This is a genomic window from Catenulispora sp. GAS73 (assembly GCF_041262085.1).
Classification (GTDB): Bacteria; Actinomycetota; Actinomycetes; order Streptomycetales; family Catenulisporaceae; genus Catenulispora.
On sequence record NZ_JBGCCM010000004.1, the window covers coordinates 257,710 to 282,274 of the forward strand.

The 24,565-nt window shown below is 70.0% G+C and carries 22 protein-coding genes; 13 read left to right on the forward strand and 9 right to left on the reverse strand.

Annotated elements, in window-relative coordinates:
* Positions 1-300: 300 nt before the first annotated feature.
* The 4 genes from ABH935_RS07955 (at position 301) to ABH935_RS07970 (ending at position 4,475) form a co-directional block, all read left to right on the forward strand.
* Entirely contained in the window at positions 301-1,953 is a 1,653-nt protein-coding gene (locus tag ABH935_RS07955) for a coagulation factor 5/8 type domain-containing protein (protein WP_370377137.1), read from the forward strand.
* Positions 1,954-2,170: 217 nt separating this feature from the next.
* The gene (locus tag ABH935_RS07960) at positions 2,171-2,743 is read left to right on the forward strand and encodes a hypothetical protein (RefSeq protein WP_370377138.1); all 573 of its coding nucleotides are present in this window, start codon (positions 2,171-2,173) and stop codon (positions 2,741-2,743) included.
* 8 nt (positions 2,744-2,751) lie between these two features.
* On the forward strand, positions 2,752-3,822 hold the full coding sequence (locus tag ABH935_RS07965) for a hypothetical protein (RefSeq protein ID WP_370377139.1): 1,071 nt from the start codon (positions 2,752-2,754) through the stop codon (positions 3,820-3,822).
* Positions 3,823-3,848: 26 nt separating this feature from the next.
* Complete coding sequence (locus tag ABH935_RS07970; protein ID WP_370377140.1) at positions 3,849-4,475, forward strand: TetR/AcrR family transcriptional regulator; 627 nt, start codon at positions 3,849-3,851, stop codon at positions 4,473-4,475.
* A gap of 57 nt (positions 4,476-4,532) precedes the next feature.
* Here the strand turns inward: ABH935_RS07970 and ABH935_RS07975 are convergent, their stop codons facing one another.
* Positions 4,533-5,372: an oxidoreductase gene (locus ABH935_RS07975; protein ID WP_370377277.1), complete on the reverse strand. Its 840-nt coding sequence runs from the start codon at positions 5,370-5,372 to the stop codon at positions 4,533-4,535.
* A gap of 44 nt (positions 5,373-5,416) precedes the next feature.
* Positions 5,417-6,139, reverse strand: a complete 723-nt coding sequence (locus ABH935_RS07980) for an SDR family NAD(P)-dependent oxidoreductase (RefSeq protein WP_370377141.1) — start codon at positions 6,137-6,139, stop codon at positions 5,417-5,419.
* A 288-nt stretch (positions 6,140-6,427) separates the two neighbouring features.
* Here ABH935_RS07980 and ABH935_RS07985 point away from each other — a divergent pair, with 288 nt between their 5' ends.
* From ABH935_RS07985 to ABH935_RS07995, 3 genes are read left to right on the forward strand one after another with little or no spacing between them, the layout of a single operon-like run.
* Positions 6,428-6,730, forward strand: coding sequence for a muconolactone Delta-isomerase family protein (locus ABH935_RS07985; RefSeq protein WP_370377142.1), 303 nt, complete (start codon positions 6,428-6,430; stop codon positions 6,728-6,730).
* Positions 6,731-6,750: 20 nt separating this feature from the next.
* A complete protein-coding gene (locus ABH935_RS07990) occupies positions 6,751-7,953 on the forward strand; it encodes a YbfB/YjiJ family MFS transporter (RefSeq protein WP_370377143.1) in 1,203 nt (400 codons plus the stop codon).
* 9 nt (positions 7,954-7,962) lie between these two features.
* Positions 7,963-8,880 (forward strand): LysR family transcriptional regulator, encoded by a 918-nt coding sequence (locus ABH935_RS07995; RefSeq protein WP_370377144.1) that lies wholly within the window; start codon positions 7,963-7,965, stop codon positions 8,878-8,880.
* Positions 8,881-8,974: 94 nt separating this feature from the next.
* On the opposite strand, the gene ABH935_RS08000 is transcribed toward ABH935_RS07995, so the two are convergent.
* Positions 8,975-9,271: a putative quinol monooxygenase gene (locus ABH935_RS08000; RefSeq protein WP_370377145.1), complete on the reverse strand. Its 297-nt coding sequence runs from the start codon at positions 9,269-9,271 to the stop codon at positions 8,975-8,977.
* 116 nt (positions 9,272-9,387) lie between these two features.
* Here ABH935_RS08000 and ABH935_RS08005 point away from each other — a divergent pair, with 116 nt between their 5' ends.
* From ABH935_RS08005 to ABH935_RS08025, 5 genes are all read left to right on the forward strand, one after another.
* Positions 9,388-10,353, forward strand: a complete 966-nt coding sequence (locus ABH935_RS08005; RefSeq protein ID WP_370377146.1) for a GlxA family transcriptional regulator — start codon at positions 9,388-9,390, stop codon at positions 10,351-10,353.
* An 80-nt stretch (positions 10,354-10,433) separates the two neighbouring features.
* Positions 10,434-10,667 carry a hypothetical protein gene (locus tag ABH935_RS08010; RefSeq protein WP_370377147.1) on the forward strand — a complete coding sequence of 78 codons (234 nt, stop codon included), beginning with the start codon at positions 10,434-10,436 and terminating at the stop codon, positions 10,665-10,667.
* A gap of 114 nt (positions 10,668-10,781) precedes the next feature.
* Positions 10,782-11,825, forward strand: a complete 1,044-nt coding sequence (locus tag ABH935_RS08015) for an acyl-CoA desaturase (protein ID WP_370377148.1) — start codon at positions 10,782-10,784, stop codon at positions 11,823-11,825.
* Positions 11,826-12,183: 358 nt separating this feature from the next.
* Positions 12,184-13,383: an NAD(P)-binding domain-containing protein gene (locus tag ABH935_RS08020; RefSeq protein WP_370377149.1), complete on the forward strand. Its 1,200-nt coding sequence runs from the start codon at positions 12,184-12,186 to the stop codon at positions 13,381-13,383.
* A gap of 50 nt (positions 13,384-13,433) precedes the next feature.
* A complete protein-coding gene (locus ABH935_RS08025; RefSeq protein ID WP_370377150.1) occupies positions 13,434-14,684 on the forward strand; it encodes a carboxylate--amine ligase in 1,251 nt (416 codons plus the stop codon).
* 26 nt (positions 14,685-14,710) lie between these two features.
* On the opposite strand, the gene ABH935_RS08030 is transcribed toward ABH935_RS08025, so the two are convergent.
* Positions 14,711-15,880 (reverse strand): glycosyltransferase family 4 protein, encoded by a 1,170-nt coding sequence (locus ABH935_RS08030; RefSeq protein ID WP_370377151.1) that lies wholly within the window; start codon positions 15,878-15,880, stop codon positions 14,711-14,713.
* A gap of 243 nt (positions 15,881-16,123) precedes the next feature.
* Here ABH935_RS08030 and ABH935_RS08035 point away from each other — a divergent pair, with 243 nt between their 5' ends.
* On the forward strand, positions 16,124-17,365 hold the full coding sequence (locus ABH935_RS08035; protein WP_370377152.1) for a cellulase family glycosylhydrolase: 1,242 nt from the start codon (positions 16,124-16,126) through the stop codon (positions 17,363-17,365).
* Here ABH935_RS08035 and ABH935_RS08040 read toward each other — a convergent pair.
* Genes ABH935_RS08040 through ABH935_RS08060 form a run of 5 tightly spaced genes read right to left on the reverse strand, consistent with a single transcriptional unit; the run spans position 17,337 to position 24,510 of the window.
* Positions 17,337-18,506 (reverse strand): glycosyltransferase family 4 protein, encoded by a 1,170-nt coding sequence (locus tag ABH935_RS08040; RefSeq protein ID WP_370377153.1) that lies wholly within the window; start codon positions 18,504-18,506, stop codon positions 17,337-17,339. The two genes, ABH935_RS08035 and ABH935_RS08040, sit on opposite strands and share 29 nt — an antisense overlap.
* Positions 18,499-20,379, reverse strand: a complete 1,881-nt coding sequence (locus ABH935_RS08045; RefSeq protein WP_370377154.1) for a lipopolysaccharide biosynthesis protein — start codon at positions 20,377-20,379, stop codon at positions 18,499-18,501. The genes ABH935_RS08040 and ABH935_RS08045 overlap by 8 nt, the downstream gene beginning before the upstream one ends.
* On the reverse strand, positions 20,372-20,824 hold the full coding sequence (locus ABH935_RS08050; RefSeq protein WP_370377155.1) for a hypothetical protein: 453 nt from the start codon (positions 20,822-20,824) through the stop codon (positions 20,372-20,374). Before ABH935_RS08050 ends, ABH935_RS08045 begins: the two co-directional genes overlap by 8 nt.
* A gap of 3 nt (positions 20,825-20,827) precedes the next feature.
* Positions 20,828-21,997, reverse strand: coding sequence for a glycosyltransferase family 4 protein (locus ABH935_RS08055; RefSeq protein WP_370377156.1), 1,170 nt, complete (start codon positions 21,995-21,997; stop codon positions 20,828-20,830).
* Positions 21,994-24,510, reverse strand: a complete 2,517-nt coding sequence (locus tag ABH935_RS08060) for a hypothetical protein (protein WP_370377157.1) — start codon at positions 24,508-24,510, stop codon at positions 21,994-21,996. The genes ABH935_RS08055 and ABH935_RS08060 overlap by 4 nt, the downstream gene beginning before the upstream one ends.
* Positions 24,511-24,565 lie beyond the last annotated feature (55 nt).

A 24,565-nucleotide genomic window follows, 5' to 3' on the forward strand; every position in this document is an offset into this window, starting at 1 on the left:
GTTTCACAGTGGCCGGACACACCCGCGCAACACGAAAACGGCATCAGGGCAGTTCATCGGGATGCAGACTCGGTGGTCGGATGTGTTCGATCACTGGTGATCTCTGTTTGATTCTCCTGCCATCGCGTTGATCCGTGTTCGACGGGGCTTGACACGGACTTCGCTGCTCGTCACAGTGAGTCCTCGTGGGAGCGGCGTGGCCAAGAGTTGCCCGAAGGATAGGAATCCCACATGGAACCGCGCAAAGAACCACGCAAAGAACCACATGCAGAACCGAGCGCTGAGTCCCCCAAATCCGACGTGAGTCGGCGCGCCTTCCTCGGTGCCGCTGGAGTGATCGGCGTCGGCGGAGTGCTGTACGGCTTCGGTCCGGGTTCGTCGCCGGCCGCGAACGCCGCGCCCCAGGACGCCGCCGTGCCGCAGGGTACTGCCGTACCCCAGTTCGCCGCCGCGTTGCAGGTGTATCCGGTGCCGTCGATCTACCCCGCGTCCACCGACTACCGGATCACCGTCAACGGCATCCCGGTCCCGGTCCAGAAGTTCACCGGCTACGACATCGCGCAGCTGGCGATGGGCTCGGGCAGCGCGCAGGTCGCCGTCACGAAGATCAACAACACGAACATCGGGTCGTGGAGCATCAGTCCCCAGAAACTCGGCATCTCCGCGAGCGTGAGCGGCTCGACCCTGAACTTCACCCTTCCCAGCGACGGCTACTACATCGTCAAGCTCGACGGCCGGCCCCAGCTGGTTCTGGCCTTCGACCCGCAGGAGACGAACCAGCCGCCGAGCGGCGGCGACGGCATCTTCAACGTGACGGCCTCGCCGTACAACGCGCAGCCGGGCACCGGTGGCTACTCGACGCAGGCGTTCAGCAGCGCTATCGCCGACGCCTCGTCCTGGGGCTCCGGCAACGGGGGTCAGGGCACTGTCTACGTGCCGCAAGGCGTCTACAACGTCGGCAACCTGGTGCTGCTGAGCAATACAGCGCTGTACCTGGAACCCGGTGCGGTGCTGCGGTACACCGGCGACGCCGCCTACTACACCGTGAACGGGCACAAGAGCTCGCAGAACCGGGACCTGACCTGGCTGGTGAGCACCGACTTCTACTCCTCCAACATCAGCCTCTACGGCCGCGGCATCATCGACGGCAACGGGATGGCATCGTTGGCCCCCAGCAACCTCGGGGTGAACCTGCTCGCGCCGGTGTGGGTCGACGGCTTCTCGTGCGACGGCGTCACGTTCCGGGAGTCCAGCAGCTGGAGCGTCATCCCGGTCCGGTCGTCGAACGTGACGTTCACCAACATCAAGCTCTTCAACCGGTTCGACATGGGCGAGAACGACGGCGTCGACGTGAACGAGTCCAGCGGCGTCAGCGTCACGCACGCGATCGGGATCGGCCTCGACGACAACTTCAGCACCAAGACGTGGGCGTCGAACACGGACATCACGGGCCAGGTGCCGGGCCAGCCGCAGCCGCTGGACAGCGTGACCTTCACCGACCTGGTGTGCTGGACGTACTGCTACGCGGTGAAGGTCGGGCAGGGCGTCGACCAGCCGCAGTCCAACATCACCTTCCAGCAGGTCGTCGTGTACGACGCGGCGGTCGCCGTCGGTATCGACCACAAGTACGGGACGGTGTCGGCCAGCGGCATCACCTTCAGCGACATCGATGTCGAGCGCCTGGACTTCAACAACGCCGGGAACCAGTGCTGGCTCGCCTTCATGACGGAGTCCTCGGGGGTCGGCCCCACGCAGGGCGTGAACGTCACCAACGTGAAGCTGCGGGCGGCCGACAAGACCGCCAGCCGGATCACCGGGCTGCCCGGCGGCACCATCAGCAACGTGACGTTGCAGAACATCGTCCCGTCCGGCAGCTCCAGCCCGGCCACGACCCTGGCCGCCGCGCACATCACCAACGTGTCCAACGCCAGCTCGATCACCATCACGCCGTGAGGGGGATCCAGCCCGCGGGCATCGTCGATCCGGCGCCCTCGCCGAGTCGGAATGCCCATCGAAGATGTCGCATTTGCCGCTGATGCGAACGCGGGTTGGATCTTAGATTTGGCGCATGTCGCTGATTTCCCCCCACGCGAAAGACCCACGAGAACGCCCGCAGTCGGTGCGCGCTAAAGGCGCCGGACTGATCGGCCGGAGAGGTGTTCTCGGCGGGATGGCCGCCCTTCCCGTCGTGTACGGCTTCGGGAAGGGCGGCTCCGCTGAGGCCGCCACTTCGGTGGGGTCGGGTGGCGGCCTGACTGCCGCTGCCGATCCTGCCATCGGTCCCGCCGTCGCACCCGCTGCCGATGACCTGGTTTCCGGCAGCGAGCGGCGCTACCACGCCCCGCTGCTCGCGCCCGGAACCCGTCTGGTCCTGCCAGCGGGGGTCAGGGCCGTGTCGGTGCTGGACTACTACCGGCGGCCGCACCTCGCGAGCACCGACTCCGCGTGGCCGCACGTCGTCGCCGCCGACGGCACGACGGTCGACGCCTCTGTCATCCCCGGTCGTGGCGCGGCCACGCGGGTCGCCGTGCTGTCCGGCTTCCCGTACGGCTGGTACGACGTCCTGCACGCCGACGGCCGTGCCGATCACGTCGCCTGGGACGCCGACAAGCTGCCGGTGCTGTGGATGTACGCCGAGTTCGGCGCCACCGACGAGGCTCCCTACCGCGACCGGTTCTACACGCTCGCGCTTCAGCCGTTCTCCCGCAATCCGTACTCCCCCAATCCGTACTCCCGCCGCTAGGAGCAGCAATGTCCCACCACTTCGACTACCCCCAGGACGAGACCGAGGACATCACCGACGCGTTCTGCTTCGCGGGCGCGGCGGGCCTGCTCGGTCCGCGTACGGTCTTCGGCGTGAACACCTCGCCGCTCCACGGCGAGCCCTGGAACCCCGCGGCGATGTACGAGCTCAAGGTCGACACCGACGGCGACTACGTCGAGGACATCACCTGGCGCGCCACGTTCCCGATCGGACCTGACGGCACGCAGCACGTGCGGGTCGAGCAGCTCACCGGGGCCGCCGCCACCGACCGCACCGCCGCCGGCCGGATCATCACGCCGCCGGACTGCCCGGTGGGGGAGGTCGTGGAGTGCCACCACGGCATCAAGCTCTTCGCCGGGCAGCGCCGCGACCCGTTCCACAACTTCATCCCCTTCCCGGTCGCCACGACCAAGGCCCTGGCGACCGGGACCTTCCCCGACTTCGACGCGCTGCGCCCGGCGCACGACGACTTCGCGAACACCAGCGTGCGCTCGTTCGTGCTCGAAGTGCCGGTCGAGGTCACGGGTCTGGGCCCGCTGAACTTCTGGGCCACCACCGCGTACTTCGACCAGGGGCACAACACCTGGGTTCAGCTCCAGCGCGCCGGGGCACCCAACATGACCACCTTCTTCGACTTCGCCGGCGGTTCGGCCCAGGTCAAGGACTACAACTCCACGGTTCCCGCGATCGACCTGCTGGGCCGCCCGGACAACCCCGCGACCGACCCCGCGTCCGGGATCTGGGGCCAGGTGCGCGACAACATCGCAGCGGTCGTCGAAGCCGGCGGCACGTACGACAAGGGCCCGCACGCCTTCCCGACCGCGCGGGCCTACGGCGCGTGGGCGGCGGACACGCTGCTGCCGAACGTCATCACGTACGTGCCGGGGACCTTCGCCTGCTGGAACCCGTGGCACGACACGAAGAACGGCAAGGGCGTGGCCGAGGACATCGCGTCGAACATCATCAAGATGGTGGTGAACCAGGACTTCTCATCAGGTCTTGAAGGCGGGCCGCTGCTCGACCACTTTCCGTATGTCTCGCCGCCGCCGGGAAGCTGATAGACGACCGGTCGTAAACTGGTCATGTGGGTAGGACCAGCGATGCCGAAGAGAAGATCCTCAACGCCGCACGGACCCTGATCGAGCTGAACGGGTACTCGGCGCTGGGTGTGGCGGAAATCTGCAAGGCCGCGGACGTGCCCAAGGGCAGCTTCTACTACTTCTTCGCATCCAAGGAGGCGCTGGCGCTCGCCGTTCTCGACGAGCACTGGCGCCTTCAGCGTGCGGACTGGGAGCGCGTGCTCGGCGGCGACGCGGCCCCGGCGCCAATGGATCGGCTCCGGCGATTGTTCGAGGAGACCGAGGCCGGGCTACGCGCGGGGCAGCGAAGCTGCGGGACGGTCTCCGGCTGCATGTTCGGGAACCTCACCCTGGAGCTGAGCAACCAGACCGAGCCGATACGCCGACGCCTCCAGGAGATCTTCGAGGTGCAGGTGGAGCTGGTGGAGAAGGTCGTCGCGGACGCTCAGGAACGCGGTGACGCGACTGTGGCCGACGCGCGCGAGGCGGCGCGGTCAGTGGTCGCGCAGTTGGAGGGCCAGGTGTTGTTCGCCAAGCTCTACAACGACACGCAGCATCTGGACACTCTGTGGGCGAACTGCCTAGCGCTTCTCGGTGCGCGTTCCAAGTCGTCCGACGCGGTCAACGTCTAAGCGCGGATCGCACCGGCCCGAAAGCCAATGCGACCCGCGCTCGTCGCGGTGCCGACGTCAGTCTCTGAGCGGGGCGTCGGTCGATCTCGTCAGCTCTGCCCACGCGTTCAGCTCGTCGCCGGCCCGCTTCAGCCCCTGTTCGACCAGCTGGCGAGCGTCGCTGCCCAGGACCAGGTGCACCGGGGCGTCGTCGCCGTCGACGAGCTTCAGCACGGCTGCGGCGGCCAGCGCCGGATCGCCGATCTGGTTGCCGTCCTTGGCCTGCCGGGCCGCGCGGATCGGGTCGAAGACGGCGTCGTAGTCGGCGATGGTCCGCGGGACCCGGGTCATCGACCGTCCGGCCCAGTCGGTGCGGAATCCGCCGAGCGCCAGGCAGGTGACGCGGATGCCGAAGCCTGCGACCTCCTGCGCCAGCGAGCCGGAGAAGCCCTCGATGGCGAACTTGCTCGCGCCGTAGAACGCCACGCCGGGCGGCGCGGTGCGTCCGGCCATCGACGAGATGGTGAAGATGTGGCCGCTGCGCCGGCGGCGCATTGCGGGCAGAACCGCCTTCACCACGGCTACCGTGCCATAGACGTTGACGTCGAACTGGCGCCGCAGGTCGGCCATCGAGGACTCCTCGACGGTGCCCTCGACGCCGTAGCCGGCGTTGCTTATCAGCACGTCGGTCGCGCCGATCCGGTCCTCGACGGTCCGCACGGCCGCCAGGACGCGCTCGTCGTCGGTGACGTCCAGCTCCATGCCGGTGGCACGGCCGGGGGAGAGCGCTTCGAAAGCGGGGATCTGACCCGGATCGCGGACGGTGCCGACCACCCGGTGCCCGGCCTGGAGGGCGGCGACCGCGAAGGCTCGCCCCAGGCCGCTGGAGACGCCGGTGATCAGGAAGGTCTTGCTCATGGTGCTCATCTCGCTCATGGTGAACCTCCGCCTCGGACCGGTTGTCAGCGTCCTGCGCTCTGTCCGCCGTCGACGTGCAGCACGTCGCCGGTGACGAACGGCGAACGCTCCAGGTACAGCACCGCCTCGACCACGTCGGAGATCTCGCCCATGCGCCCGAGCGGGTGCATCGCGGCGAGAGTCGGGTGGTACTCCGCCGGGTGCATCGGGGTGTTGACGATGCCCAGCGCGACGGCGTTGCTGCGGATGCCGCGGCCGGCGTACTCGATGGCCAGCGCCTTGGTCGCCGACTGCAAGCCGCCCTTGGTCAGCGAGGCCAGCACCGAGGTGACCGCCGAGTCGGCGTGGTCGACCAGGCTGGTGGTGATCTGCACGACGTGGCCGCCGCCGCCCTGGGCCAGCATCCGCTCGACGGCCAGCTGCGTGATGCGGAAGAAGCCGCCGAGGTTCACGCCGGTCGTGAGCTCGTAGTCGGCGAGCGTGAAGTCGGTGAACGGCTTCGCGACGAATACCCCGGCGTTGTTCACCAGCGTGTCGACCCGCCCGAACCGCTCGACGGCGGCGGCGACGACCCGCTCGGCGGTCGCCGGGTCGGCGATGTCGCCGCGTACCGTCAGCACGTCCGGGTCCTGCGACGACTCGATGCCGCGCGAGGTGGCCACGACCGCGTAGCCGTGCTTGCGGTAGCCCTCGACGAGTCCGGCGCCGATGCCCTGCGAGGCGCCGGTGATGACCGCGACCTTGCGGCCGTCCGTGTCGATGCTCATGGTCCATCTCCTTGATCAGATGACGGGGATCGGGTGACTGTCAGACGACTGTCAGGCGACTGTCACGGGCGGCTGACCGCCTGCCCTCGTCAGCAAAACTAGACGACCGGTCAACTAAAAGCCACTTCGGCGGCTCTCTAGCTGTCGCAAAGACGCATGCCATGACCTGCGGTGGGAGTCTGTGGCTTACACGAGGTTGGAAACTGGTCGTGGCGACGGGCCGGATTCCGGGCGGAATCTGGCCGCACGGACGCCCGCAGGGTGGCGTCGTGGCGAAGGAGCCGGGCGATGAGAGAGTTTCTGGTCGAGATCACGACCGCGATCCCGGAGGGGACCGAGCCGGCGGAGGTCGATCGGCGACGGGCCGCCGAGGCCGTTCGGGCTGCGGAGCTGGCCGAATCCGGGCACTTGTTCCGGCTGTGGCGTCCGGAGGGGGAGCTGCGCAGCATCGGAGTGTGGCGCGCCAGGGACGAGCAGGAGTTGCAGGAGAAGGTGCTCGGGACGTTGCCGTTGCGGCCGTGGATGTCGTTGACGGTGACGCCGCTGGTCTCGCACCCGAACGACCCCGGCAAGCAGGATGGTGTGTCCTGATACTCCGGGATGTCGCCATCTTGAAGGCGCCGGCCGGCGGCGTCGATACAGCGCCGGATTCCTCGCTGTGGCACACGGTGCGTGCGGCGGCGGCGCTGGCTGCTGCGGTCGGCGTCGGACGCTTCGTCTACACGCCGATTCTGCCGCTGATGCACGCTCAGGCCGGGCTCGGCACTTCGGCGGGAGCGGGTCTGGCCACGGCGAACTACGCCGGGTATCTCGCCGGGGCGCTGCTGTGTACCGCTGTACCGGCGGTGGCGCGATCGAGTGCGGCGCTGCGCTGGTCGTTGTTTGTTTTGGTCGCTTCGCTGGCGCTGATGCCTGTCGGCGAATCAGTGGTCTGGTGGTGGATCCTGCGGCTCGCAGCAGGGGCGACGAGCGCGGTCGTGTTCGTGATCGCGGTGCACGCGCTGCTGAACGGGCTGCACGGAGTGTACGGAGACCGTGCTTCGCTGGCTGGTTGGGGTTTCGGCGGCGTCGGGGCCGGGATTGCGCTGTCTGGTGTGGCGGTGCTGGTGGTGCGCGGCGCGGGCGACTGGCGTACCGCGTGGTGGGCTGCGGCGGCTTTGGCGCTCGTCCTCAGTGCGATTGCCTGGGAACTCGCGCCGGGTCAGGCTCCGAGTCAGCGGGTCCGGGTTTCGCAGAAACCCGAACGCGCCCCGCGGCGCCGACGTCTCCAGACAGCGCTGCTGGTCAGCTATAGCCTCGACGGCCTGGGCTACATCATCGCGGGCACCTTCCTGGTCGCCGCCATCAGCCAGTCCTCACCGGGCTGGGTCGGCACCGGGGCGTGGGTGCTGGTCGGGCTGGCGGCGGTGCCGTCGGCGGCGTGGTGGGCCGGGCTTGGCCGCCGCTTCAGCACTCCGAGCCTCCTGGCAGGCGCACTGCTTCTGCAGAGCTTCGGCATCGTGCTGCCCGCCGTTGTGCCGGGTGTGGTGTCCGCGCTGATCTCGGCCGTGCTGTTCGGCGCGACGTTCGTCGCGATCAGCCAACTCGCCCTCGGGATCGGGAACCAGCTCGGCTCCGCGCGCTCGGCGGCGTTGCTGACGACCGGGTATTCGGTGGGGCAGATCCTCGGGCCGCTGGCGGTCACCCCCGCGCTACACCACGGCTATCGGCAGGCGTTGGTGTGGGCGGCCGTGGTGGTCCTGGTCGCGGCCGTCGTCGCCGCGACGGTGTGGGCCGGCCTGTCGTGCGATCGCGACGACGCTGGTCGGACCTAGGATCGGGGTGTGGAATTGCGTCAGCTCCGGTACTTCTTGGCCGTCGCCGAGGAGCTCAACTTCCGCAGCGCCGCCGAGAGCCTGCGGATCGCCGGTCCCTCGCTCTCGCAGCAGATCAAGGCCCTGGAACGCGACCTGGGGGTGCGGCTGTTCGACCGCGACCGCCGCTCGGTCAAGCTGACGCCGGTCGGCGTGGCGCTGCTCGCGCAGGCCAGGAAGGTCGTGGAGGGCGCCGAGGAGCTGCACCGGACGGCGGCGCAGTTGTCCGGGGCGGCCCCGGTGCGGCTCGGCTATGTCAACTGGCTGCCGCCTGACCTCGAACGCCGGCTGTCCGCGGTCTCGCGCGTGCACGTCGACACCTGGGTCGCGCCCTCCCACGCGCAGGCGGCGCGCGTCGCCGACCACAGCCTGGACCTGGCGGTGTGCTGGATCCAGGGCGCAGACCTGGAGCGCCGCGGCCTGGACGCCCGGCTCCTCGGCATGGACCGGCTGTACGCGGTCGCCGCGGGGGAGGACGACACCCCGATTGCGGCGGCCGACACCTGCGTGCTCCTGGACCGGGACGAGACGTCCTGGGCGTCGTGGAACGTCTTCGCCCGCGAGCTGTGCCAGGCCACCGGTGCGAAGCCGGTCCGCATCGCCAACGGCGGCATCACCGGCAGCGCCTTCTTCGACCACGTACGCCGCATCCGCCGGCCGGTGCTCAACTCCCCGAAGGGCCAGACCACGCCGCCGGCCCCGGACCTGACGCGCCGCGAGGTCGTCGAGCCCAAGATCTACTGGACCTGGTCCCTGGTCTGGCGCCGCGACGACCAGCGGTCCGCGGTCCTGGCCGCTGTCGAGGCCCTCGCCGCCGGCGTGGACGATCAGGCGCTCCGCGCCCCGGACGCGTGGCTGCCCGCCGATGACCCCTACCGACTGCCGTGACCGGCGCGGCGAGTGCGGCGGATGCCATCGGCCGAGCAGCGTGCCTCCTCGACGAGCCGCTGCTCGGCCGCGCCGTCTCGGTAGTCGTCCGCGCTCAGGGGACCTTGACCCCGAGCAGGTCGACCTCCGCGATCGTCGGAGCGGTCGCGAGCATCGTCTGCGCCATCTCCCCGAGCGCTGCGGCGATCTGCCCTGCCAGGTGCGCCTTGCGTCCGTCCTCGTCGTCGAAGGTGTCGAAGACGCCGAAGACGGTGGGCGACTGGCGGAAGGCGAACCACGCCACCGTCGCCCGCTCCTCGTCGGCGAGCTGCCGCGCGCCCCGCAGCGCGCTCTCCACCTGGTCCGCGAACTCGGGCTTGGCCTCGATCCGGACCAGCAGACCGATCTTCATGGTGTTCCCTTCGTCCATCCGGTTCGGCCCGGTTCTCCCGGCGGCACCACGACCGTAAGTCGCCGATCCGTCTCGCCATCAGTGGCGGAAACGACATCATCGATAGGACTTCCGACATGGACATCGCGGTTCTGGTCTGCGAGGGCGCCTTCGACTCCGGCCTGGCGTCGGTTCTGGACGTGCTGGACACCGCCAACGCGATGGCCGAGCAGCTGAGCCAGGCCCCGCGCTGGCAGGTCACGACGGTCGGTTTCACCGAGCGGGTGCGGACGGCGGCCGGGCACGTCATCGAGTGTCAGTCCACTGATTTGGCCGAACGCGCCGATCTCCTGATCGTGCCGGCCATCAACCAGCGTGCTCCCGAGGTCCTCGTCGAGCTGGTCAGCGGCGAGGCCACGAAGTCCGAACGCGAGCTGGTCTTCGAGACCCGTGCCCGCGGCGCGGCCGTCGCCACGGCGTGTGCCGGGACGTTCCTGCTCGCCGAGGCGGGCGTTCTGGACGGTCTGCGCGCGACCACCACCTGGTGGCTCACGCCGTCCTTCCGCGCCCGCTATCCCCGGGTCCACCTCGACCAGAGCGCGATGGTCGTCCGCGACGGCGGCGTCACCACGGCCGGCGCCGCGTTCGGCCACCTGGACATGGCGCTGGCGATCGTCCGCGAGACCAGCCCGGCCGTGGCCGACCTGGTGACGCGCTACCTCGTGGTCGACGAGCGGCCGTCGCAGGCCCCGTACATCATCCCCAGCGCGCTCGCCCAGAGCGACCCGCTGGTAGCGGGCTTCGAACGCTGGATCCGCGACCACATCGCCGAGCCGCTCAGCATCCCGGCGGCGGCCCGCCACCTCGGCGTCAGCGAGCGGACGCTCCAGCGGGCCGTCATGCGCGTGATGGGAACCTCCCCGATCAGATTCGTCCAGGACCTGCGGGTCGAGCAGGCCACTCACCTGCTGCGCACCACGGACCTGTCGATGGAGGTGATCAGCCGCAAGGTCGGCTACGAGCAGGCGAACACCTTGCGCGTGCTGCTCCGCGAGCGGACCGGTAAGTCCACCGGCTCCCTGCGGACGGTGCAGCAGCCGTAGTCAGGGCACTGAGCGCGGCCGACCTGCACGTCGTTCGCGTCGGCGGCACATGATCCGTTCTGCTGTGCGCGGCCAACTTCATGGTGATCCTGGACTCGCAGGCCGTGATCCTCGCCGCGCCGACGATCGCCGAGTCGCTCAAGATGACGCAGAGCGCCGCGCAGTGGGTGATCAGTGCCAACCTGATCACCTTCGGCGGCCTGCTGCTGCTCGGAGGCCGGGACGGTCTCAGTGAACTGATAGTTCCCGACGAACTGATAGTTCCCGACAAGTTCCCCTGGCAAGCCTCCCGCCAGGGGTTCTTCGGGGCGTAGACTGGCGGGGAAGAGGACCCAAATCATCGCAGCCGACCGAGTTTCCGATCAGGTCTAGACCTCACGCCGGTCCCGTGACCCGCCTCGCTGCCTTCGCTTGTGAGGTACATCGCCATGGCTGCGATTCCCTATGACGGCGTGGAGCCGTTTCCCGGCCGCCCACCTACCACCACGACAGTCCTTCAGCGCCGGGTCCAGGTGGCCGTGACGGCCTTGCTCGTCGTCGCGCCGCTGGCCGGGCTCGTCGGCGCGGTGTGGCTGTTGTGGGGGAGAGGCGTCGGCGTGGTCGACCTGCTGCTGGCCGGCTTCTTCTACTTCCTGACCGGGTTCGGCGTCACCGTCGGATTCCACCGCCTGCTGACCCACCGGAGCTTCACCGCGGCGCCGGCCCTGCGGACCGGACTCGCGGTCGCGGGATCGATGAGCTTCCAGGGCTCGGTCATCAGCTGGGTCGCGACCCACCGCCGGCATCACGCCTTCACCGACCGGCCCGGCGACCCGCACTCGCCGTATCGATACGGCACCGGGCCTATCGGCCAACTGCACGGCCTCGTGCACGCGCACTTCGGCTGGCTGTTCGGCGACGACCCGACCGATGTCGACCACTTCGCCCCGGACCTGGTGGCCGAACCGGCCATGCGCCGCGTCGCCGGGCTGTTCCCGGCACTGTGCGTGGCATCCCTGGCCCTGCCCGCGCTGGCCGGCTGGATGATCGGCGACTTCGCCTGGACCGCGGGTCTCACGGCCCTGATCTGGGCGGGGTTGGCGCGCGTGTTCCTGCTCCAGCACGTGACCTGGAGCGTCAACTCCCTGTGCCACCTGCTCGGGACGCGGCCGTTCGCGACCCGCAAGCACGACCGGGCCACGAACCTGTGGCCGCTGGCGGTGCTGTCGATGGGGGAGAGCTGGCACAACACGCACCACTCCGACCCCTCCTGCGCGCGGCACGGCGTGGATCGCGGCCAGATCGACCTGTCCGCGGGGGTGATCCGGGTCTTCGAGAAGCTCGGCTGGGCCACGAACGTCCGCTGGCCCGACCCCCGGCGCCTGGCCGAACACCGGCTTCAGCCCGCCACGGCCACGGGCACCGTCACGGCCATCCCCACTTCCGCGCTTGCGCGCACCGAATCGCGAGCCTCTCGCGACTACGCCGGATAGCCGGCCGCCGGACAGCAGCAACAAATCGTCCGAAGTAGCCCCACCGCTCCGTCGGTGAAAACCCCGGTGGCGGGTCGCGCACTTGCGCGGCCCGCCACCCAGCCGTTTTACTTCACCACTACCTTCAGCGCGGCTACGATGTCCTGCCGCACTGACTCAGCGCGCTGGCCGGTATCTTCATCTCCAGAACACCGCGATGTCGCCCCGCATTCGCGCTGGTCGAGGGGGTCTCGGGGCGGAACGTCGGCACCGAATTCGAGCGGGGACGGTCCCCGGATCGTCGGCATGCCCGAATGCATGGAAGAAGGCGTCCGTGAGGCCTGGGACAGGTTCTGCGGGACCCGAACAAGGAGAAGTGATGACAGGTACAGAGGTCCTCGACACCGCCGTGGTCGGTGCCGGGCCTTACGGTCTCTCGGTGGCCGCGCACGCCAAGGCGCGGGGCTCCCGCACCCGGGTGTTCGGCACGCCGATGCGGGCTTGGGCCGAGCACATGCCGCTGGGCATGAAGCTCAAGTCCGAGCCCTGGGCCTCGCACCTGTCCGATCCCCGCGACCAGTACACGCTGAAGGCGTACTGCGACCTTGAGGGGCTGCCGTACGCGCACGGCCTGCCCACACCGATCGAGACGTTCGTCGACTACGGCCGCTGGTTCCGGCAGCAGACCGCGCCCGACCTGCACGAGACCGACGTGCTGCGGGTCGACCGGGAGGGCTCGGTGTTCGCGCTGGCGCTCGCCGACGGGTCCTCGGTGCGGGCCCGCTCGGTGGTGCTCGCCGCCGGCTTCCTGCCGTTCCCGCGGTTCCCCCAGGCGCTGGTCGGGATCGAGGCGCCGCAGGTGCTGCACAGCAGCGCGGTGAACGACTTGTCCGGGTTCTCCGGCAAGCGGATCACCGTGGTCGGTGCGGGGCAGGCGGCGATCGAGATCGCGGTGCTGCTGGACGACGCGGGCGCCGATGTCACGCTGGTCGCCCGGACCGGTGCGCTGGCGTGGAACAACCTTCCCAGCGACCGTCCCGCGACGGTGTGGGAGCACGTCCGGCGGCCGGAGAACGGCCTCGGGCCCGGCTACTACAACATCGTGCTGGGCAGCCTGCCGAAGCTCTTCCGGCGGATGCCCAGGGGATACCGCATGGAGGTCGTCCTCAGGACGCTCGGCCCCGAGGGCTCGTGGTGGATCCGCGACCGTTTTGAGAAGTCGTTCGACGCCGAGCACGTCCGCACCGGTACTGAGATCACCTCGGCCAAGCCCGAGGGCGATGCGCTCCGGCTGGAGCTGTCCGACGGCCGCGAACTCGTGGCCGACCACGTGATAGCCGCGACCGGGTTCGATGTGGACGTCCGGAGGTTCACGATGCTCGGCGATGAGCTGCGCGGCCAGGTTCGCGGGATGCGGGGCTCGTACGGCCCACCGGTCCTCGGCGCGGGCTTCAACTCCTCGGTGCCCGGGCTGTTCGTCGTCGGGCTGGCTTCGGCGGCGACGTTCGGTCCGTCCATGCGCTTCGTGTTCGGGTCCGCGTTCGCGGCCCGTACCGTGGCGCCGAGACTCCCGCGCTGACCTCGGCGCGGGACGAGGGCTGCCTTGACCTTCGATCTAAGATGGTTGCCATGTCACTGAAAGCGTCGGTTGGTGCGGATACCGCGACCGACGCGGTGCTTCTCAAACTCGATCGGAACGTCTTCCACCACGGCGGGCTCGGGGTGATCCGGAGCCTCGGGCGGCTGGGGATCCGGGTCCACGCCATGCGCGAGGACCGGTTCGCTCCGGCCGGGGCGTCCCGGTACGCCCGCCGGGCGGTGTCGCCGATGCCGGACCGGGCCCATCCCGACGACGTGATCGAACTCCTGGACCGGCTCGCCGACCGGCTGCCCGGCCCGGCGGTCCTGGTCACCACCGACGACGCGGGCGCGATCCTGTTGGCCGAGCACGGTGACAAGCTGCGCTCCCGGTACCTGTTCCCCGAACCTCCGGCCGACCTGCCGCGCCGGATGGCCGGGAAGGCGACGCTGGCCGAGATCTGCCGCGTCGCCGGGGTACCGCATCCGGCGACGACGGTTCCGGCGGACGCCGCCGAGGCCACGGCCTTCGCGGACGCCTGCGGATATCCCGTGGTGGCCAAGGTGAACCTGCCCTGGACCGCCGACCGGGCGGCCGGATTACCGAGCACGACCGTGGTCCGCAGCTCGGAGGAGATGCTCGCGGTGGTCGAGCGGGCCCGGCGGGCGACCGGCGACGGCCCGGACACCGGCCTGCTGCTCCAGGAGTACCTCGCGCCCGCGCCGGCCGGCCCGCCGCACGACTGGTTCTTCCACGGCTACTTCGACGCGGAATCACGGTGCCTGTTCGGCCACACCGGGATCAAAGAGCGCTCCTTCCCGGCGCACGCGGGGCTGACCAGCTACGGCCGGTGGGTGCTCAACGAGCGGCTGCGCGCGGACGCGATCGCCCTGCTGTCCGGGCTGGGCTACCGGGGCCCCGTCGATCTCGACTACCGCTGGGACCCGCGCGACGACAGCTACCGGCTCCTGGACCTCAATCCCCGGCTCGGCGCCCAGTTCCGGCTGTTCCAGGACTCGGCCGGCATCGACGTGGTCCGTGCGCTGCACTTGGACCTCACCGGACGCGGGGTGCCCTCCGGGGCGGCGCTGCCCGGCCGGACCCTGGTCGTCGAGAACTACGACCCGATCGCCGCCCTCGCCTATCGCCGGGAGGGGAGCCTCTCTCTGCGTTCCTGGCTGTCCGCCATGCGTTCCGCGGACGAGGCCGCCTGGTTCGCTCGCGACGACCTCGCGCCGTTCTTCCTGACCGGTGCGCGGACGGTGTGGCAGGTCGCGGAAAACCGCCTCCGCCGCAGGTAGTGCGGTACTACTGGGGTCCGCAGTTGCTACGGACGCTTTCGGGCCGCGGCGGCCTGTTGATACCAGGACTCGTACTCGTCGAGACAGCGGTCCAGATCGAACGCCTCGGCACGCCGGGCTGAGCCCTCCCCGAGCCGCGCCAGCCGTTCGGCGTCGCCGAGCAACTCGGCCAGCGCCTCGGCCAGCGCGGCGGCGTCGCCGGGGGCGACCAGCAGCCCGTTGTCCGGCCCGACCAGCTCCGGCAGCGCCCCGATCCGGCTGGCGACCAGCGGCCGGCCCAGCCCCAGCGCCTCCAGGGCGGTCAGTCCGAAGATCTCCGGCGTGGTCGACGGCACGGTCAGCAGCGCGGAGCCACCCAGGCACTCCGCGACCTGCGCCGGCGCCAGCCAGCCGCGGAACTCGACGGTACCGGCCGCCACCAGGTCGGCGGCGCGCTCCTCCAGGCGCGCCCGATCCGGGCCGTCGCCGACGACCACGAGCCGCGCCTTCGGCTGCGTCCGGGCCAGGATGCCGAAGGCTTCCAGCAGGACGTCCGCCCCCTTCAGGGGGCTGAGCCGGCCCACGTAGGCCGCCTGCCACACCTCCGAGACCGGCGCCGGAGTGAAGACCCGGTCCAGGGCGTGCGGGATCACCCGGATCGGCACCCGGCCGGCGTCGGCCCGGATCAGCTCGGCGACGAACCGGCTCGGGGCCGCGAAACCGTCGATCCGGCGCAGGCCGAGCAGCAGGTAGGCGGGCCGCATCAGGAGACGCAGATGCAGGTAGCGGGGCAGGGCGCCGGGCGGTATCCGGCCGGCGTTGTCGGCGACCTGCCAGCGCAGCAGCTTCCTGGTCCAGTCCTCGGGGCCGTGGACGGTGAGGATCCGCACCGCGCCGCGGGTGGCCGGGAACACGGCCGGGCTGAACCCGCCGACGGTGTGCAGATGGACCTGGTCCGGCCGGAAATCCCGCATGATCCGCCGCAGTTCGCGGTAGGCCCGGCGATGCCAGAGGAACCCGGCCAGCTTGCCGACCGGGCCGCCGGCCACCTCGGGGATCAGGTCGTCGGCGAAGACGGCGTGGTCGCCCGAGGGCGCGTCGAGGGCCACGACTCGGACGTGGTGGCCCCGGGCCGTCTGGCTGTCCCGGAGCATGCGGACGAACTTCTCCGCGCCGCCGGCTTCGAAACCCAGGTTGACGATGTGCAGAATTCTCACCAGAGCCGCGCAATCCTCGGACCGACAGGGGGGCGAACGGACAGGGTTCGAGAATCAGCGCGGTCACACCGAAGACGCCGAACCATGACACCATGAACGCTCGCGAGCGGAGTCCCCTATTATGGGCGCCCGCGACGACGGCGGCCTCCCGGTCGCTCCCGGTCACCGACCGGATCCGCCGAACGACGAAGTCCGGGCGAGGGGAGCGAAGGGCAGCCGGCCACCGGCCCCGAAATCATAATGGTGAACAGCAGGCGACGGCACTGGACCTTCATCGGGGCCGCTGCGGCCGCGGTCGTCATCGGCGCCGGTGTCGCGACCGCGGTCTCCGGCGGCGACCCCGGCCAGCCCACGGCGTTCGGCCACTCCGCGGGCGGGCCCTCGACCGCCACGGGCACGTCCGGCGCGACCCAGCCCGCGGGCGCGGGCACCGGCTCCGCGTCCGGAACCGTCCCCGGGGCGACGTCGACCGCGAGCACCGCCGACACCGCGCACCCGGCCAGCCTGAAGTGGGGCCTGGACTACAGCGACACGCTGACGTTCGACACCCCGGACCAGCTCAAGACCGCGCTTGACGACGCCAAGCGGCTGGGCATGGACTATGTCCGTGTCGACTTCGGCTGGGAGGACTACCAGGGTTCCGCGGACTACCCGCCGGACTTCTCGAAGTTCGACACCGTCGTCGCCGCGGCGAACGCCCGCGGTCTGAAGGTGCTGGCCACCATCGGCTTCCCGCCGCCGTGGGCGCGCCGGGACGCCTGCAAGGACACCTCCCTGTGCCCGCCGGCCGACAACGCGGTGTTCGCGAAGTTCGTGAAACAGGCGGTTGCGCGCTACTCGGCACGAGGCGTCCACTACTGGGAGGTGTGGAACGAGCCCAACATCGATGCCTGGGCTCCGCTGCCGAACCCGGCGGACTACACCAAGCTGCTGGTGACGATCTCCGCGGCGATCCGCGCCGCGGACCCGCACGCCTTCGTTCTGATGGGCGGCCTGGCAGCGGACCACCCGAGCCCCGGCGCGCCGTTCACCAGCCCGTACGACTTCATCACGGCGGTCGCTAAGGCCGGCGGCCTGAAGGCGGTCGACGGGATCGGCTACCACCCCTACCCGGCCGGCGATCCTGCGAACAGCAACACCTTCCTGGCCATCAGCAAATCGCCGACCAGCATCATCACCGCGCTGAACGAGGCCGGGGCCCCGAACATGCCGATCTGGATCACCGAGACCGGGGCGAACATCCCGGCCCTGATCTGGGGGCCGGCGAGCCAGGTCAAGCCGCAGGAGACCTCGCAGGTACAGCAGGTCAAGCGGGAGGTGGAGGTGCTGTCCTCCTATCCGAACGTGGTGTCGTTCTTCTGGTTCTCCTACCAGGACGACCCCGCCGACCACCTGGTCTTCGGACTGCGGCGGGGTGATGGCACCTACCGGCCCTCGTTCGCCGCTCTGCAGCAGATCATCGCTGACGGGAAGAAGACACAGTAGCCTCGGCCGAACGGTACGTCTCGATCAGGCTGGACGCGTGGTCCGGCCACGCGAACCGCTCCACCGCGTACTCCCGGGCGTACTTGCCCATCTGCCCGCGCAACTCGGAGTCCGCGGCGATCTCCCGCAGCCGGATGCGGAGCGTCTCCGCGTCCCGGTCCACCAACGACACGCGATCCCGATCCAGGCCGTAGGCCGCGTACCCGCTGTCATCGGTCGTCAGGACTGCGATTCCGGAACTCATCGCCTCCTGGACGGTGAGCGGGAACCCCTCAGAGGTCGACGGGAGGGCGAAGACGTCGCAGGCCCGGTAGGCAGCGGCCACGTCGGCGGGAGGCAGGGCCCCGAGGTAGATGGCGGACTCTGGTGCCCCGGCGAGTGCCTCGGCGGGCCCGCCGGCGAACACCAGGCGGTAGCTCGGATCCTCGGCCGCGAGTAGCAGGTCGAAACCCTTCTTGGGCACGAACCGCCCGACGAACAGCACCAGCACGCCCTCAGCAGGCAGACCCAGCCGCTCTCGTTCGGCGGCCTGTTCGGCGGCGTCCCGGACCGGCCGGAACAGCGCGGTGTCGACGCCGTTCGGCAGATGGCGCACCAGGTCCGACGGCGCGCCGAGGCCACGGGCGAACGCCGCGACGTCGGAGTTCATGGTGAAGACGGACCGCGCGTTGTGCATGAGCAACCGTCCGGCCGTCGCGTAGACGGTCTTCTGGACCAGTCCCACGGCGGCCGAATCGTGGTGGACCAGCGCCACGTGCTGCGTCGCGACCGTGGGGGTGCGGGTCAGCTTCGCTGCGGTGAGCGCGGCCCAGGACGTCATATAGAAGGCGTCGTGGATGTGCACGACATCGGCCCACCGCGCCCAGCGCATCGCACGGTGCAGCAGCTTCGGTCCCAGGATCGGGAACGGCACCCCGGCCTTGCGTTCCAGCCCGTTCCAGGCTCGGACTCGGACCACCCGGACGCCGTCCTCGTCGGTGACGCTGCTGCGGTCACCGCTGGTGAGTACCGTCACCTGCACTCCGGCTGCGGTCAGATACCGGGCCTCGGAGTGCACGACGTTTTCTATGCCCCCCAGATGCGGCGGGTAGTAATGGCAGACGAGCAGGACCTTGAGCGGTCCGGCGGCGTTGTCACTCATCGGTAGGTCTCCACTCCGGGGCTGAGGTAGATCTGAGCGGATTGCGGTCCTCGGGCTCCGGCTCGGGCCGGAAGAACGATTCGGGCACGACGATCGGCCGGATGATCTGGGTCTCCTCCTCCGGAGACGGCGGTGGCGGCGACGGCGGCGTGGTCCGGCCGGGCGGTCCGGCCCCGTCCCGCGGCATCGCCCGGGGCCGCACGCGCAGGTTGCCGGTCCGCGCCGGTTGCCAGCTCTGCCGTCCGTACGGCCGCGGCGCGGCGGAGCTGTCGTCGTCCCTGCCGTACTGCTCGAACCGGTCGCTCCGCCCCCGTACCTCGGGACGGTTCCACGGAAAGAACATCGGCTCGGTGATCGCGGTCGAGTCGCCGACACCGACCCACGGGCTCTGCCGGGGCCGGGGCCGTTCCCGCGGCACGCTGCGCGGCTCGGCCGCGCCGACACCCGCCGGGACCCGGTCCTCGTCGGGCTCCAGCGCCTCGTCGCCTTCGTAGTCCGCGTCCGGCGCCGCCAGCTTCGCCCCCGGCACGAACGCCACCGCGAACAGTCCCGAGGCCAGGTTCCCCAGCGCCCAGGACCAGCCGATCCAGTTCAGGCCGCGGTGCGCGAAACCGAGCGCCAGCGCCAGGGTGGCGGCCATGTACACGACGTTGCTGCCGAGCAGCGGCTTCATCCGCCCCGTGATCCGCAGCGCGCTGCTGGCCCAGGTGTGGAACGCGACCGCGAGCGCGCCGAGCGCGAGGATCGTCAGCAGCCCCTGCGCGTGGCCCGGATACTTCCCGCCGAACAGGCTCAGCAGCGGCTCGCGCACCAGGATCACGACCGCGACGCCGGGGATCATCACCGCGGTCATGATCTTCGCGGACCGCTTCATCAGGTTGCGGATCTGCGCGGGGTCGTGGGCGCCCTCCGAGAAGAGCGCGTTGCCGATGGCGTACGAGCCGGTCGACAGCAGGGCCGCGATCTGTGAGCCCAGGTAGTAGTAGGTGACGTCGTCCGGCCCCAGCCAGCGCAGGGTGATGATCGGCAGCGCGAGCTGCGGTATCAGGTTGAGCAGCGAGGAGAACTGGGTGGTCGCCGAGTAGCTCGCGGTCTCCCGGATCCGGGTGCCGCCGAGCCGGAAGGAGAACCGGAAGCCGACCTTCCGGTACATGTAGTAGAACGACGCGAGCGTGGCGACGACGTATCCGACTCCGGAGGCCGTGATGATGCCCATGGCGCCCATGCCGATCACGAACGCCGGAAGCGCCAGCTTGGCCAGGCTCTGGATGATGCCGTCGACCAGCGTGTTGTATTCGGCCATGCGCGCGGCCATGAAGACCGAGTCGGTCACCAGGTTGACCGTGGCGAAGACGCAGATGACGATCACTATCAGGGCGTAGACGGGCTTGTCCCGGATGAAGCCGAGATCCGGCGAGATCTTCTTCATGGCCAGGACATAGCCCGTGCCGACCACCAGACTCGCGGCCGCCACCAGCGCGAGCATCACCGACACTTGACGGTTGCGGGCCGCGCCGACGGCCTGGAACCGGATCATCGTGGCCGAGAAGCCCAAGGTGCTCAGGAAGGAGATGAGCGAGATCGCCGACAGCAGCGTGGTGGCCAGGCCGATCTGGGTCGAGCTGTAGATGTGGGCGACGAGCGCCCAGAATATGAAGCCGATGCCGGCGGTCAGGCCGGCGGAGGCCATGAGGAACAGCGAGTTGCGGAGCATCTTCGCGCCCGCGCCCGCGCCGTCGCTCGCCTTTTCGCCGTCGCCCGCGCCCTCGGCGTCGTCACCTTCGAGGCCCGAGCCGTCAGTGTCCGAATAGTCGGACCTCGCGGTGTCGGAGTCTGATGGGGCGGCCCCCCGCCTGCGGCGCCCTTTAGCCATGCCGCGCCTTACGGACCCGCAGGCCGAACAAGCAGACGGACAGCAACAGGAAGCACAAAACGGCCGTCGTGCCCTCCGACGGGTGTTCCCAGAAGTGGGTGAGCCGGTACCCGGTGGTCTCCGGGTGGAACAAGTTGTTGAGGCACAGGTAGACCCACACCAGGAACGCGTAACCGCCGACCGCGGCCAGCGCGGCCTCGGCCGCGTCGGGCCGGCCGGGGCGCCGGGTCCAGAACTTGCCGGTCCGGGCGCGCAGGACGCACGCGGCCCCGAACGACACCAGCAGGCAAAGTGCCCCGAACGTGTCGCGCCGCATCGGCAGCACGGCCGCGATCGGCTCGCTCAGCACGTGCGGCCGCAGCACCGCGATCAGGGCCACATAGCCCCAGCCCAGCAGCCCGGCGACCATCAGCGTCTCAGCGGCGGGCCGGTACATCGTCCTCATACGTCATCCCCGGTCGGCGGAACTCTTCTCCGGGCCGATCACCGAACGGTACGTCTCGATCAGCCTGGACGCGTGTTTCGGCCACGCGAACCGCTCCACCGCGTACTCCCGGCCGTACTTGCCCATCTGCCGGCGCAACTCGCTGTCCGCGGCGATCTCCCGCAGCCGGGCGCGGAGGGTCTCCGCGTCCCGATCGATCAACGATACGCGATCCCGATCCAGCTCATAGACCGAGTACCCGCTCAGATCGGTGGTCACGACGGCCATCCCTGAGCTCATCGCCTCCTGGACGGTCAGCGGGAACCCCTCGGCCGTCGAAGGCAGGGCGAGGATGTCGCAGGCCCGGTAGGCGGCGGCCATCTCGGCGGGGGCGAGCGAGCCGAGGTAGCTCACGGACTCCGGTGCCCCGGCCAGCGCTTCGGCGGGCCCGCCGGCGAACACCAGCCGGTAGCCCGGATCGTCGGCCGCGAGTAAGAGATCGAAACCCTTATAGGGCACGAATCGCCCGGCGAACAGCACCAGCACGCCCTCGGGTGGCAGTCCCAGCCGCTCTCGTTCGGCGGCCTGTTCGGCGGCGTCCCGGACCGGCCGGAACAGCTCGGTGTCGACGCCGTTCGGCAGATGGTGCATCCGTTCCGGCCGTGCACCGTAGGCGCGGGCGAAGGCCGCGACATCGGAGTTGATGGTGAACACCGACCTCGCGTCGCGCAGGAGCAGCCGTCCGGCGGTCGCGTAGACGGCCTGCTGTACCACGCGCACGGCGGGCTTGAAATCCACCAGCGCCATGTGTTGGGTGGTCACCATGGGAGTGCGGGTCAGCTTCGCTGCGGTGAGCGCGGCCCAGGACGTCAGATAGAAGGCATCGTGGATGTGCACGACATCGGCCCACCGCGCCCAGCGCGTCGCACTGCGCAGCAGCTTCGGCCCTAGGACCGGGAACGTCAAACCCGCCTTGCGCTCCAGCCCGTTCCAGGCCCGGACCCGGACTACCCGGACCCCGTCCTCGTCGCTGACGCTGCTGCGGTCGCCACTGGTGAGTACCGTCACCTCCACCCCGGCCTCGGTCAGATACCGGGCCTCGGAGTGCACCACGTTCTCGATGCCCCCCAGATGCGGCGGGTAGTAATGGCAGACGAGCAGGACCTTGAGCGGTCCGCCGACGCTGTCACTCATCGGTAGATCTCCACTCCGGGGCTGACGTAGATTCTGTCCTTCAAGTCTTCGAGCAGGCCGGTCGGGTACACGTAGAGCACTGCCGTGCCTCGATAGTCGATGGACGCCCGGTCCTGGTTCACTTCCGCGTGCCCGAGCAGGACGTAGCCTCCCGGCTCCAGCCGGAGCGGGTCGACCGTGGTGGCGACCGGGCCGATGTAGACGGTCTGGATCCGCTCCCAGACGTCCTGGCTGGTCTGGAGATTCATGGTCTGCCGCGCATCGGGCGGCAACTGGTCGTACACGCTCTGGAGCCAGGCGGCCGCGTCCATCTCCTGAGGGGTCGGGAAGTACGCGTCGTAATACTCGCCGGCGTCGGACAGCGCGAGTTGGGGCTGATAGCCGCCGGTCAGACGCGGCACCACGCCGGTGAGGTCGACGGCCATCACGGCGATCACCGCGGCGAGCACCGGCGTCCGGTACCGGCCGCACCAGCGGAGCGCCCAGAGCAGGCCGGCGGCCATGAACGGGCCGAAGAAGAAGATGCCCTGCTGGAGCGCTCGCAGGACGCTGTAGTCGACCGTGAGCTGCGGCACGAGCGTCAGCACGACCAGGACGCCGATCGACCCCACCGCCAGGGCGGCCTGGTCCCGGGTCGGGGTCAGCTCGGCCCCGAGCCGCCGGTAGCGCAGGCCCAGGAGGGTGACGGCCGTGCCGAGCAGCAGCAGGAGCTGGATCGCCGCGGCGATGCCGAAGCGGATCAGGCCGTTGACGGTCGCGACCGGCAGGCCGGCGCTCCGCAGGCTGGTGCCGACCGGGGTCAGCGGCATGTCCGGCATCGAGGTGAGCGGGGTCGGGTACTTGTCGATCACGGCCTGCGGGTACAGGTTGCCCTGGTCGCGGTCCTGCGTGGTCGCGGCGCGGGTCTCGGCGAGGTAGGCGGCCATGCGCTGCGCGTCGGTGACGTTGGAGGCGCCGACCAGGCTGTTGGAGGTGTCCGAGGAGCCGGCGTCGGACGTGCGGCCGATGACCTCCTTCCACGCGGAGGTCAGCGTGCTGGTCAGCTGTCCGCTGGTGTGGGTGACCGGGCCGGCCCAGCCCACGGCCAGCACGGCGGTGAGGGCGACCAGCCAGACCGTGAGGAACGCCGGGATGGCCTGCTTCGGTTGCGGGCCGCCCGGATTCCGGACGGCCGCGGAGAGGCGCCCGAGCCAGCCCTTGCCACTGCTGCCGCCTTCGCTGCCTTGGCTTTCTGCGGCGAGGGCGTCGGACGCGCCGGCCCTGCTGATTTCGCCGGCTCTGCTGGTGTCGCCGATCCCGTCGGCTTTGTCCAGACTGTCGCCGTAGTCCCAGTCGCCGTAGTCCCAGGTGTCAGCGGTCTGGCTCTCGGCGGGGTCCCCGGCATCCCCGGCGACCCCGCGGCTGCGCCACCGCGCGCCGATCCGGTCCAGCAGGCGCCAGACCGCGGTGACCACCACCCCGGATCCCAGAACCATCACCAGCACATAAGCCGTCGAATAGTGCGCGAGCACGATCCCGGTCAGCAGGGGGATCAACGCGTAGCGCCGCAGCCGGATGTCCCCCAGCCGGTCGGTCATCACCACGACCGCCGCGCCCAGCACGACGAACGCGATCTCCTGGCGGGCCATGTACGGCATGTCGGTGAAGAACGTCGGGAACGTCAGGAACAGCGCCGAGGAAAGCAGCGCCACCTGCCGGGAGGCCAGGTTGTGGACCGACCGGAACAGGGCGACCGGGGCCACGGCGAACATCACCGGGAAGACGATCTTCCAGACCCCGGCCGCGGAGATGGCGGTGAGCTTGGTCAGCGCGAGCGGGAGAAGGGTGATGCTCAGGCAGGCGTTGTACGGGGTCCGGTAGTCCGAGATCGCCCAGTGCCCGCTGGCGAGGCTGAGCCGGTAGACGTCGTACTCGACCTGGATGTCGTGACCCGTGATCAGCCAGCCGCGCAGCGACGTCAGCAGCAGCAGGGCGCCGGCGCCGAGGAAGACTCCGAGCTCCAGCATCTCGACCGCGTACCGCTCGTGCCGGATCAGCAGCAGAGCCAGCAACCCGGCGAGTGCCGTGTACGCCAGCATGCTGACCGCCGGGCCGAGCCCGTTGTTCAGCCGGGTGGCGCCGGCGACGGCCAGTACGACGCACAGCACGCCGTAGCCGGCCACGACCCGCAGGCCGGCCGGGCGCAGGCGCCGGATCCGGTCCCAGTCCACGGTGCACTGCGGGGACAGCGCGCCGATCAGCAGGTTGACCAGAGCGAACCCGGCCGCCAGCGGCACGGTCGAGAGCGGCCGGTAGTACCCGACCAGCGGTGCCCCGAAGTTCACCAGCAGCAGCACGGCGAAGTCGGTGACGACGGCGAAGCCGAAGGCGACCAGCAGCGCGGAGTCCAGCCGGGACACCACGCGCTGTGCCAGGCCCAGCCACAGCGCGGTCGGCGCGCCGAGGATCAGCCACAGGCCGGCCAGCGTGGCCAGTATGCCGGGGAGGTAGTAGTCGCCGAACGAGGCGATCACGCCGGCGAGGACGACGCTCGCGAGGAGGGCCGTCCTGCCGTTGGAGGTCTCGGTG

Bases quoted from the DNA above. Each gene is read 5' to 3' on its own strand.
- ABH935_RS07960 (WP_370377138.1), top strand. From the start codon at position 2,171: ATGGCCGCCCTTCCCGTCGTGTACGGCTTCGGGAAGGGCGGCTCCGCT.
- ABH935_RS07965 (WP_370377139.1), top strand. From the start codon at position 2,752: ATGTCCCACCACTTCGACTACCCCCAGGACGAGACCGAGGACATCACC.
- ABH935_RS07975 (WP_370377277.1), bottom strand. From the start codon at position 5,372: ATGAGCAAGACCTTCCTGATCACCGGCGTCTCCAGCGGCCTGGGGCGA.
- ABH935_RS07980 (WP_370377141.1), bottom strand. From the start codon at position 6,139: ATGAGCATCGACACGGACGGCCGCAAGGTCGCGGTCATCACCGGCGCC.
- ABH935_RS07985 (WP_370377142.1), top strand. From the start codon at position 6,428: ATGAGAGAGTTTCTGGTCGAGATCACGACCGCGATCCCGGAGGGGACC.
- ABH935_RS08000 (WP_370377145.1), bottom strand. From the start codon at position 9,271: ATGAAGATCGGTCTGCTGGTCCGGATCGAGGCCAAGCCCGAGTTCGCG.
- ABH935_RS08005 (WP_370377146.1), top strand. From the start codon at position 9,388: ATGGACATCGCGGTTCTGGTCTGCGAGGGCGCCTTCGACTCCGGCCTG.
- ABH935_RS08010 (WP_370377147.1), top strand. From the start codon at position 10,434: ATGGTGATCCTGGACTCGCAGGCCGTGATCCTCGCCGCGCCGACGATC.
- ABH935_RS08015 (WP_370377148.1), top strand. From the start codon at position 10,782: ATGGCTGCGATTCCCTATGACGGCGTGGAGCCGTTTCCCGGCCGCCCA.
- ABH935_RS08020 (WP_370377149.1), top strand. From the start codon at position 12,184: ATGACAGGTACAGAGGTCCTCGACACCGCCGTGGTCGGTGCCGGGCCT.
- ABH935_RS08025 (WP_370377150.1), top strand. From the start codon at position 13,434: ATGTCACTGAAAGCGTCGGTTGGTGCGGATACCGCGACCGACGCGGTG.
- ABH935_RS08040 (WP_370377153.1), bottom strand. From the start codon at position 18,506: ATGAGTGACAACGCCGCCGGACCGCTCAAGGTCCTGCTCGTCTGCCAT.
- ABH935_RS08045 (WP_370377154.1), bottom strand. From the start codon at position 20,379: ATGGCTAAAGGGCGCCGCAGGCGGGGGGCCGCCCCATCAGACTCCGAC.
- ABH935_RS08050 (WP_370377155.1), bottom strand. From the start codon at position 20,824: ATGAGGACGATGTACCGGCCCGCCGCTGAGACGCTGATGGTCGCCGGG.
- ABH935_RS08055 (WP_370377156.1), bottom strand. From the start codon at position 21,997: ATGAGTGACAGCGTCGGCGGACCGCTCAAGGTCCTGCTCGTCTGCCAT.